4 protein-coding genes and 1 pseudogene are annotated in these 11,671 nt (G+C 66.9%); all 5 read right to left on the bottom strand.

All coding sequences use genetic code 11. The annotated features are described in order from the left end of the window. Positions 1-8,166 (bottom strand): amino acid adenylation domain-containing protein (locus AC5Y4H_RS24810; protein WP_499986308.1); only part of this gene is annotated, 8,166 nt, incomplete at its 3' end. Beyond that, positions 8,163-8,393 carry an MbtH family protein gene (locus AC5Y4H_RS24805; protein ID WP_499986307.1) on the bottom strand — a complete coding sequence of 77 codons (231 nt, stop codon included), beginning with the start codon at positions 8,391-8,393 and terminating at the stop codon, positions 8,163-8,165. The genes AC5Y4H_RS24810 and AC5Y4H_RS24805, both read right to left, overlap by 4 nt. A 164-nt stretch (positions 8,394-8,557) precedes the next feature. Beyond that, positions 8,558-9,826, bottom strand: a complete 1,269-nt coding sequence (locus AC5Y4H_RS24800; RefSeq protein WP_499986305.1) for a glycosyltransferase — start codon at positions 9,824-9,826, stop codon at positions 8,558-8,560. A 52-nt stretch (positions 9,827-9,878) separates the two neighbouring features. Further along, positions 9,879-10,793, bottom strand: a complete 915-nt coding sequence (locus AC5Y4H_RS24795; protein ID WP_499986304.1) for a sulfotransferase family protein — start codon at positions 10,791-10,793, stop codon at positions 9,879-9,881. A gap of 129 nt (positions 10,794-10,922) precedes the next feature. After that, positions 10,923-11,671 (bottom strand): annotated as a pseudogene (locus AC5Y4H_RS24790) (hypothetical protein); the annotation flags it as partial.

Genomic DNA, 11,671 nt, shown 5'->3' with positions numbered 1-11,671 from the left:
CTGCTGCCAAAACGCCAACTGGCCCGCGATCAGGCTGTCGGCGTCGTCGAGATCACCCAACTGCGCGCGCTGCCACAACGTGTAATCGACATACTGCACCGCCAACGGCGTCCACCCCGGGGCCTGGCCCCGCTGCCGCGCCCGATAGGCCGCCCCCAGATCGGCCACCAGCGGGGCGATCGACCAACCGTCGGCGGCGATGTGGTGCACCACCGCCACCAGCAAGTGCTCGTCCTCAGAGACGCGGAAAAGCGTTGCCCGCAACGGAATCTCGGCGGCCAGGTCGAAACTGTGACCCGCCGTTTCCTCGATGGCTCGATCAAGGCGATCCTGCGGCCAGCCGCTGGCATCAACGATCCGCCAACCAAAGTCGGCGCCCTCGGCGGGCATCACCACCTGGTGCGGAATGCCGTCGACCGCGCCGAACTGAGTGCGCAGGCTCTCATGGCGGCTCACCACGTCGGCCAGCGCCACCCCCAAGGCCCCAGCGTCCAGGGGCCCGCACAGCCGCAACCCCGTCGCCATGTTGTAGACCGCAGACGGCCCCTGCAACTGGTCGATGAACCACAACCGCGTCTGCGCGAACGACAAGGGCACCACCGCCGGGCGCTCGCCGGCCACCAACGGCTCAAGCCCACCGCCGCCCGAACCGATCTGGGGGGCCAACCGGGCAACGGTTGGCGCGTCGAATACCGCGCGAACCGAAAGACCGGCACCCAAAACGGAATTGACCGCCGCGACCAAACGCATCGCCGACAACGAATCCCCGCCCAAATCGAAGAACGAGTCATCGACCCCGACCCGATCCACGCCGAGGACCTGGGCGTAGATGCCGGCCAGAATCTCCTCGGTGGGAGTGACCGGCGCCCGGTACGCGCCCACGTTGTAGTCCGGTGCCGGCAGGGCCCGCTTGTCGAGCTTGCCGTTGACCGTCAACGGCAACGCGTCGAGCACCACCACCGCCGCCGGCACCATCCAGGCCGGCAACCGCTCCGCCAGCGCGGCACGGATCGCGGCCGGGTCGGCGGCTCCCGTCGCATAACCCACCAACCGCTTGTCGCCGGGGCGGTCTTCGCGGGCGATCACGACGGCCTGCTCCACCCCGTGCAGCGCGGTCAGCGCTGCCTGGACTTCACCAAGCTCGATGCGATACCCGCGGATCTTGACCTGTTCATCGGCACGCCCCAGATACTCCAGCTGCCCATCGAAGCGCCACCGCACCACATCCCCGGTGCGATACATCCGCGTCCCGTCGGCGCCAGACGGACACGCCACAAACCGTGACGCGGTCAGCCCCGCCCGGCCGACGTAGCCGCAACCCACGCCGCCGCCGGCCACATACAACTCACCGACCACACCCACCGGCACCGGACGCAACCAGTCGTCCAGCACGAAGAAAGCCAGGTGGCTTAACGGCACCCCGATCGGGCTGGCGTTGCTGAAAACATCGCGGTCGACGATCTCCCGAAACGACGCATGCACCGTCGTCTCGGTGGTGCCGTACATGTTGATCAGCCGTGGCAACCGCGGGTGATTATCCATCCAGACACCCAGGCGCTGCGGCTCCAGCGCCTCACCGGCGAATATCACCGCCTGCAAGTTCAGCCGCTGCCCATGCTCGGGCGCTAGCGCATCCACTGCTTGCAACGCGTAAAACGCCGACGGGGTCTGGCTCAACACACTGACCTGCTCACGGATCAGCAAGGCGTGCAAGTCTTCTGGCGAGCGGGTCGCCGACTCCGGCACGACCACCAGCCGCCCACCGCGCAGCAGCGCCCCGAAAATCTCACACACCGACACGTCGAAGGCCAGCGAGTGCCACTGCGACCACACCCGACCCGCCAGCTCCAAGCGTTCGTCCAGCGACACGAACAGCTCGATCACATTGCGGTGGGTGATCGCCACACCCTTGGGCACGCCGGTCGTGCCCGAGGTGTAAATCAGGTAGGCAGTGTCATCGGCCGCCGTCGCCGGCAGCACGGTGGATGCATGAGTCGGGATCCGAGGATCGTCGGTAAGGATGACTGTCACGTCGTGGCCGCTGATTCGCTGCGCGAGTTCGACCGTGGTGACCGCCGCGATCGGTGCGGCATCGCCGACCATGAAGGCGATGCGCGCCTCCGGCGCCGTCGGATCGATCGGCAGATACGCCGCCCCGGTTTTCAGCACCGCCAAAATCGCCACGACCGCCTCGGCTGACCGCGAAAACAGCAGCGCCACACACTGTCCGGGGCCCGCGCCCTGGGCGGCGAGCAGATGCGACAACCGGTTCGCGGCCTCATCCAGCTCCCGATAGCTCATGGAGCGGCCGTCGAAGCTGATCGCCACCGCGTCCGGGGCACGGGCCACCCGAGCCGCGAAGGCCTCCGGAATCGACCCCGCCGGCAAAGGCGGCGCGGTCAACACCCGCCGATTGCCCCACCCATCCGACAGGGCCTGCTCAGCGGTGTCGAGCACATCCACCGACGACAGCCGTCGCGCCGGATCGGAGGTCATCGCCACCAACACCCGCCGCAACCGCTCGACCAACACCACCATGCTGGCGGTGTCGAAAACATCGGTGCGAAACTCCAGCGTCCCGCCGATGCCGTCGGCCTCGTCGGCCTCGGTCCATCGTTCGGACAGGGTGAAGGTGAGGTCCATGCGGGCGGTGTGGGTCTCCACCGGCAGCGGCGTGACCTGCAGATCACCCAGGACCAGCCCGGGCGAGGCGTTATTTTCCTGCCCGGCAAAGTTCTGCCAGGCCAGCAACACCTGCACAAGTGGGTGATGGGTCAGGCTTCGGCCGGGGTTGAGCCGATCCACCAACGCCTCGAATGGGACATCTTGGTGCTCGTACGCGGCCAGGCTGCGCTCCTGCACCTGGGCCAGGATGTCCGCGACGGTGGGATCGCCGGTCAGATCCATCCGCAGCACCAACGTGTTGACAAAGAATCCGACCAGCCCGTCGAGCGCGGGATCGCGGCGCCCTGCAACCGGGAACCCGATGGCCACATCCCTGCTGGCGCTGAGCTTGGACAGCAGCACCGCCAGGGCGGCCTGCACCACCATGAAACTGCTGGCCTTGTGCTCGTGGGCCAGCCGAGCTATCTGCTGCTGCAGTTGCGCCGGCCAGTCCACCTCCACGCTGGCGCCGCGGTAGTCAGCGGCCTGCGGGTAGGGCCGATCGGTGGGCAGCTGCAGGCGCTCGGGCATCCCGGTCAGGTGACGCTCCCAGTAAGCCAACTCGGCGGCGATCCGGCTGTCGCTGTCATCGAGGTCGCCCAGTTGCTCGCGCTGCCACAACGTGTAATCGACGTACTGCACCGGCAAATCGGTCCAGCCCGGCGCCTGCCCGGCGGATCGGGCTCCGTACGCCACACCTATGTCTGCGGCCAATACGCTGAGCGACCACCCGTCGGCGGCCGAATGGTGCACCACGGCCACCAGCACGTATTCGTCGGGAGCGACACAGAAAAGCATTGTGCGCAAGGGGATTTCGTTCGCCAGGTCGAATTTGTGAGCCGCCGCCGCCGCGATGGCCTCCTCCAGGTCCTCCTCCGACCAATCCGCGGCATCGGTGATCTGCCATCCGAAGTCCGCCCGCTCGGCGGGCACCACCACCTGCTGGGGTATGCCGTCAGCGGCTACCAAGAGAGTGCGCAAACTCTCATGGCGACCCACCACATCGGCCATCGCGGCACCCAACGCCTCGATATCGAGGCGCCCCTGCAGCCGCAACGCCACGGCCATGTTGTAGACGGGCGAAGGACCCTCGAGCTGATCGATGAACCACAACCGGCGCTGAGCAAACGACAACGGCACCGCCGCAGGTCGCTGCCGCGCGGTCAACGCCGCGCCGGCGTGTTCTCCCGCATGCGCGCTGATCCATTCGGCCAGCCCGGCCACGGTGGGTGCGTCGAACACCGCCCGGATCGGGACGTCGACACCCCGTTCGGCGCGCACGCGTGCCACCAGCCGTGCCGCCGACAGCGAATGCCCACCCAGATCGAAAAACGACTCGTCGATGCCGACCCGCGTCACGCCGAGTACCTCACCGAACAGTCGGGCCAGCACCAGCTCCCGTCCATCGCGCGGCGCCCGATAGGCCGCCGCACTGACGAACTCCGGGGCAGGCAGCGCCCGCTTGTCGAGCTTCCCGTTGGCCGTCAACGGCAGCGACTCCACCACCACGATCGCCGCCGGCACCATGAACTCCGGCAACCGCCCGGCCACGTAGTCACGCAGCTCGGCGGCCCGTTCGATAACTGCCGGATCGTTGACATACCCCGCTAACGAGCCCACCGGGGTGGCCGGCAGGTACACATCGGATAAGACTGCGCCGGTGGCGCGGGTGAAGATCACATCCACCAGCCCCGCGGTCGACGACCAAGTCACCGCCGTCGCGTATCCCACTTGCCGGCCCAGCAGATGACATTGGTGCGGCGACAACGCATCCGGTGGGGTCAGCCCGGCGCGCACCGCGCTGACTGCCACCCGCTCGTCGACGCCGGCCAACGCCGCGGTCAGCGCCACATCGGACCAGATCCCCGCGTGCGGCACCCCGCTCACCCGCAATCCCGGCAGCTGCTGGGAACGCAGATACTCCCCCAGCGCGGCCAGGCTGCCGAACCGCTCCCACGGCTGCGCCACCAGACCCGCCGCCGAGTGGACGGCCACCGGCGCCTTACGCAGCACCACCTCGTAGCGATAACCGGTCAGCTCGTTGACCGCCTGAGTCCGCTTGAGCTGCACATCCACCGCGCCGATGTCGGGCAGATACTGCGGCAACCCGGCGAAGAACTCCGGCGCCAACAACAGTTCCTGCTCCGCCAGCATTTCGCGGCGCACCCGTTCACTTACCACCGCGGCGGTGTCCTCACCGGAGGTCGTGTCGGCGCACACCACCCCGGTGGTAAACGCCCGCAACAACGACAGGTTGCGCACGTCGCCGATGAACAGCGCGCCGCCCGGCGCCAGCAGCCGCATCGCCAGCGCCAGCACATCCAGGAGATAGCCCGCGCTCGGGAAGTACTGCACCACCGAATTGAGCACGACCACATCGAAGTGCCCCTGCGGCAACCCGTCGGCCGCATCGGCGGGCTGCACCCGAAGCCGCACCCGATCAGCCCACGACTGCGTAGCCACCGCCGCCTGCAGACTCCGGATGCTCGGCGCGGAGAAGTCCGTACCCCAGTACTCGTCACATTCCGGGGCCAGCGGGGCCAGCAACAGCCCAGAACCAACCCCGATCTCGAGGACCCGCTTGGGAGCCAACCCGCGGATCCGGTCCACCGCGGCCGCCCGCCAGTCGCGCATCTGCTCCAGCGGGATCGGGGCGCCGGTATAGCTGCTGTTCCAGCCCCCGAAATCCTCGCCCAACTCGGCCGGCGGGCCCGACGAATACAGACCCTCATACACCCCGGACCACTGTTCGACGAGCTGCGTTTCTCGGTCGGGCTCGCGGATCAGCATCATTTGCTGATCCGGCACCACGTAGCCCACCAGTTGCTCGCCACCCGCGCCGTCCGCACGTGCGATGACCGCCGCCTGCGCCACCCGCGGATGGGCGGCCAACGCCGCCTGGACTTCACCGAGTTCGATGCGGTACCCGCGGATCTTGACCTGCTCGTCGGCCCGTCCCAGATACTGCAGTTGTCCGTCAGCGCCCCAACACACCAGGTCTCCGGTGCGGTACATCCGCGTCCCCGCCGGACCGAACGGGCAGGCCACGAACCGCGCCGCGGTCAACTCCGCCCGGCGCAAGTATCCGCAACCGACGCCCTCGCCCGCCACGTACAGCTCGCCGACCACGCCCGCCGGCACCGGCCGCAGCCACCCGTCCAGCACCACCAGGGCCGCCCCGGGCACCGGCGAACCGATCGGCGCACCCAGTCCCGCCCGCAATGGCGCACTCATCGCCGCGTAGACCGTGGTCTCGGTCGGGCCGTAGGCATTGATCATCACCCTGCCGGGCGCCCAGCGATCCACGACGTCGGCCGGGCAAGCCTCACCGGCCACGATCAACGCCGTCGCCTCCAACCCCTCGGGCGATAAGGAAGCGACCGCTGAGGGGGTCTGGCACAGGACGCTGACGTGTTCGGCGGCCAGCAACGCACGCAGGTCATCCGGTGCGGCGACCACCTCTTCGGGCACCACCACCAACCGCCCGCCGCGCAACAACGCGCCCCAGATCTCCCACACCGAGACGTCGAAGGCCAACGAATGCCACTGCGACCACACCCCGGCGCGAGGCAGGCCGGCGTCCAGCGTCGCGACCAGTTGGGTCACGCTGCGGTGGGTGACCGCTACCCCCTTGGGAACGCCGGTCGTGCCCGAGGTGTAGATGAGGTACGCGAGGTCATCGGGGGCCGGTGCGGGTAACGCGTCGCAGGGTTGGCTCTCGACCGCGGGATCGTCGATATCGATGACCGGCAGCTCGCACTCGCCTAGCCGGGCGCGTACCCCGGCCGCGGCAATCGCGGCGATCGGAGCGGCGTCGGCGAGAATGAACTCGATTCGGCCGGCCGGAAGCGTGGGGTCGATCGGCAGATACGCCGCTCCGGTCTTGAGCACCGCCGCAAGACAGATGATCGCCTCGGCCGACCGCGAAAACAGCAGCGCGACATACTCACCCGGGCGCGCGCCCTGACCGCGCAACAGGTGGGCCACCCGGTTCGCGGCCTCGTCGAGTTCGCGATACGTCCACGAACGCTCCCCGCATGTCAGCGCCACCGCGTCGGGGGTACGCGCCACCCGCGCGGCGAACAACGCCGGAATGGAGACCGGTGCGCTCGTCGGCTCGGCCAGCACCGCTCGGTTGCCCCAGCCAGCCAACTGGGCGTGCTCACCGCCGTTCAGGACGTCCAGCGACGACAACGGCCGCTCCGCGTCTGCAATCATCGCCGCCAGCACGCGTTCCAGCCGCCGCACCAATTCATCGACGTCATGATCCGTAAACAATTGCCCAGCGCCCGCGGTGCTCAGGAAAAGCTGATCGCCGTCCCTGGTGAACAGCAGCCCGAACTGGTCCACGAGGCCAGAATTCGTCAGCGTCGCCGATGCCGGGGAACCGGCGAGGTCGGACATATACGTGGGCGGGATGAAATTGACGATTACCCGGTTCGGCGCCCGCCCGGAGTCGCGGGACCGGGCGGCGTGCTCCATCGCATGCACCGGGAACCGCTGATGCCGCAATGCCTCTTTTATGCGGGTGGCGACCTGTTCGCAAAAGCCGGCGACCGTCGAGTCCGGCGAAACCCTGAACACCAACGGGACCACCCCGGAAACCATCCCGGGCACCAGTCTTGCTTCGGGACCCACCCGCCTGCTCACCGGAAAGTCAAGCACGACGTCCGAGCCATCCGGGTCGTACCCGCGCACCAGCAACGCGCACGCCGCGGTGATCACCGCCGAGCGGCCCACCCCCAACCTCTGTGACAATTCACGGATCCCGGATACGACGACGGGATCAACTTGAACGGGTGCGGAACACTCATCCGAGTCACTGCCGCCCTCGTCACGCGTTGCCCGGTAGCGCACTTCCCTTGCCGGCGGCAGGTTTTCAGTCCAGTAGGCCTGATCATCGAGATAATCAGCGGACGCCTCGTAGTCAAGTTCGCCATTGATCAGATCTCGCAGCGAGCCGAAGAAGGCGGGAGGGGGCTGCCGCCCCGAAGCAATTGCGTTGTAGACGGCCGCAATACGGTGGCAGAAAAGGCCCAGGCCCAGTCCATCGGCCACGATGTGATGGCAGCACGCAAAGAAATAAAATTCATCTGTCCGCGTCTGCATCAACGCGAACTTGAACAACGGGCCGCTGAACGGCATCAACGTGGCTTGGATTGACGACGCCAACCGATAGGCGTCCTGTGCGGGATCCGGCGATCCCAGGAGGTCGTAGCGAGCTAGCTCGACGTCCGCATAATCGACAACCCTCTGGAAAAGCTGGCCGTCCACCTGGAAAATGGCGACCCTGAATGATTCGGCCTCGCGCACCGCTTGCCGAACCGCCGACTCGAACAGACGGGCGTCGACCGGGCCGGCGATATGCACCAACACGCCCAGTTGCCACTTGGCACCGAACCGACCCGTCTCCTCGGCCAGCCAGATGTCGCGTTGTCCGCGCGTTAGCGGAAATACCCGACTGTTTAGTTCCCCCGAAGTCCCCGACTCCGGCCGGGTCACCTGTTAGTAGACCAACCGTCTAACAGCCGCTCGCGCAGATTCGGCCGCCGTATGTCAGTCCAGTTGAGTTCGATGTGGTCGACACGGGCGGGCCGGTCTGCTTCGCCGAACGCTGTCCCCCAGCCTGTCGGCGCATCGGCAACGGCCGGCCACAGGCTGTAGTGCTCCTCGCCATTGACCGAGACCCGCAATCTGCCATCGTCATCGTCGAACGGATTGATACTCACCACTTCTCCCAGATCTCCCGAAACATCTAGTCGACATGAGTGGAACAAGATCACTACCATACTTGAGTCGAATAGTGGCCCTACAAGGGGGGTGACCGGGGGTCATTATGTGATGTCGATCACATAATCCGTGCCGGCCGGCGCGATCAGACATCCATGCCGAATCAGCAATCGGCGACCCGGCGGGCGTACTTTTCCACCAGATCAGCTGCCGCCGCAGCGCTTTCGGTGGAAGTGGTCATCCGGGCGGCGAGCTCGCGGGCCCGGGCGGCAACATCCGGCGCGAGGATCTGGCGCAGGTCCTCAACGAGCGATCTCTCGGTGGTGCTCGAAAAGCGCCGGGCCGTACCCACTTTCAGGCGTTTGACCCGCGCTCCCCAAATAGTCTGATCGATGTCCGTCGAGAGGATCAGCGTGGGGACGCCGGCACGCAGGCCCGAGGCCGTGGTGCCCGTGCCACCATGGTGCACAACCGCGCGACAGGCCGGAAAGATCGTCGCGTAATTCATTTCGCTGACGACCTTGACGTGCTCCAAACGGCCGGCGTCGCCGAAGTCGGTCCCGGCGGCGCACACCAAAGCCCGCTCGCCCAACTGCGCGCAGGCCGCGCCGATCATGGCGATCGTTTCGGCCGGAGACTTCACCGGCGTGCTGCCGAAGCTGAAGAAAATGGGTGGTGTTCCCGCCGCGATCCACGACGCCACGTCCTCGTCGGCCGGCGTCGGCAAGTCCAGCGTCAGTGCGCCGGCAAAACTCCGTTGACCGTCCCATTGCGCCCATTCGGCTGCCAGCCCGGGAAAGCAGACCTCGTCGTAAGCCTGGATGTCCACCCAACCGCGTTCGGCGATCCGCCGCGAAATCGGGCCGGTCGCTTGTGGAAGGCCCAGCTCAGAGCGCTGCGCGTCCTCGAGCTTGCTGGCCGCGCGCCAGGCCACCGACTCATAAACCGTCATCGCCTTACGCCCCACCGGTGCCGGCACGACGGACAGGAACTGCCCGCTGGAGCGCACGGGGAAGATGTGCACCGTGGCCAGTGGAATGTTGTGATACTCGGCGACGTTTGCGGCCGCCTGCTCGAAATTCAGCCCGCTGACCAGGAGATCGGCACCGTCGGCCAGCGACACGAGCGAGGCGCAGATCTGATCCCAGCGGTGAATGACGGGATCCGCTATCTCGTGCCGCAGCCTGATCAGGTGCCGGACTTTCCAGAAGTTGCGGAAAAAGTCCGTCCAGAATGTGCGGTGCGCGTCCAGAATGGGCTGCACCTCCGGCCCGAAGGCGACCGCCGCAAGCCCAACCGACTCGGCGAAGCCGACCAGGTCGGGTGGGACGGCGATGTGCACGTCGTGCCCGCGGCGCAACAGCTCACGGCCGATTGCGAGGCATGGCTCGACATCGCCGCGACTCCCGAAGGTTGCGAGCGCGAATTTCATTGCTGATACTGGCCTTTCACTTCCCGGACATGTCGTCGAAAGCGGCGGGCTTTCAGGCCCAGGTGCCTTTGCGCCGGTGGGCCATGGCGGCAATCTCGAAGATGAGCTTGCGGGGAACGAAGCGCTGCGCCTTGACCACGCGCTGGTAGTTGTCGAACGCGGTGCGCAGGCGTTGTTCGCCGGCCCGATACTCGCTGAAGACCTGGTCCAGCTCGTGTTGGCTCCAGGTGTCGCCGGCCGCGGCCCGGCGCAGGTTGCGATAGGTCGTGGTCAGCCACTCCGTGCCGAATGGTTCCGGGCATGCCGATCCGTCGGCCCGCTGATGGCGATCATCGACGGCCAGGAATTCGTTGATCGCGGGCTCGTCGGGGCGGAGATCGACGTCCAGGGCCGTGGAGATGCGTTTGACCTCCCGGCGCCAATCCTCGAGCAGGTAGGAGTACTCCACGAACACTCGCGGCCGCCCGCGCGTGTAACGCTCGGCGAGCAAGCTGTTCTTCACCCAAAGCGCTGCAGCGAGTTCGGGTTTGACGATGGGCATCATCGCGGTGACGGACTTGATCACTTCGTGGGGGTGACGTAGCGCGATCACGGTGCCGACGTCGTAACCGGCGGTGCGAGCGGCCTCGAACCACAGCCGGGCTATCGGCGCCATCTGCAAATCCTTGATGACGTAAAGGTCCGACGGCGGCAGCGTGGTGAGGTAGGCGTTGATCTCGGCGATGTCGCGACTGTCGGCCGATTCTTCGTGGAGGCGCAGGGTGGGGTCGGAGGCGGCGCTGTCGTGGCGGCGCAGGATCTTCTCGTTGAGGTAGCTGGCCTGTCGGGGTTCCCAGAAGCCACGCGGATTGGCTTTCGCGGCGCCGATCATGCCGGGCGGAAGTGCGGCGCCGGACAGGGACAGGACGCGTGTCATCGCGGAGGTGCCGGATCGGGCCATTCCGAGCACGAATAAGACGGTTGTCATTAGTCCCTCTCATCGAATCGCCCAGCTAACGACCCTGGCGCCGCACTGAGCCCGGTCAAACGGGGTTAATAGTACGTGTGTGTAAAAGCGCCGACAGCGCGGGCGGCCCGCCGACGTTGCCGGTCGTCGTCAGTGGTCCGTGACCGATGGCGCCCCGATATACCTCCCGGCGAGCGAGAAGTCATTCAAGGCAGCCGAAAGGTCTTGTCGCAATGCCTCATTCGAGTTCGCGTAGCCCGGTTGATGAACCGTGACCGAGACGAACACCTGGCCTCGCGCGGCCCCCGTCAGCACGTACAGGGCGCCGCCCAGACGGTGCATCAACTCCTTGGTCACGCCCTGGTAAGACAGCCTCGCGGCGAAAAGGTCGGCGTCCGTGCCGTCCGGCCGGATGACGGCCGGGTCGATCACACCGATGTTGGATGAGACGACGGCGTTGTCGACGAGGCGGACAAGGCGCTTGGGCAACAGGCCCAACAGCGGAACAAACGCCATCACCGCCCGCTCGTCGTCGCGCAGCTCCCGGTGGCTGGTCAGCGCTTTCTTGACCGCGGTCCGAATCTCACGCAGGTCCGTGGCCGCGGGCGCGGCATCGACCGCGACGGTGAGATGGCTTACCGCGTTGGCGCGCGAGTCCCCGGTGGCGCGCTCATTGACCGGCATCTTTATCAGGACCGATCCGTCCGCGGTGACCCGTCCCATTCGCTGGGCCAGATGAGCCGCGAGTCCCAGCAGCAGCACGTTGCTGGTCCCGCCCAGCGCGCGGGCGCGGGTCTCCCACTCATCGGCATCGACGAAGACGGTTGCCGTTGGCGGAGTGAGGGGTTCATTGGAGACGACGGGCAACCGAAGTGGTGTCGTGGACGGCGCGGCCCCGG

The sequence above is a fragment of the Mycobacterium sp. NGS58 genome, from assembly GCF_059812385.1.
The sequence above is the reverse complement of the archived record's forward strand: the minus strand, read 5'-3'. Positions and strand labels throughout refer to the sequence as shown.

Coding starts and splice junctions, on each gene's coding strand:
- AC5Y4H_RS24800 (WP_499986305.1), bottom strand. CDS start 9,826: ATGAAATTCGCGCTCGCAACCTTCGGGAGTCGCGGCGATGTCGAGCCA.
- AC5Y4H_RS24795 (WP_499986304.1), bottom strand. CDS start 10,793: ATGACAACCGTCTTATTCGTGCTCGGAATGGCCCGATCCGGCACCTCC.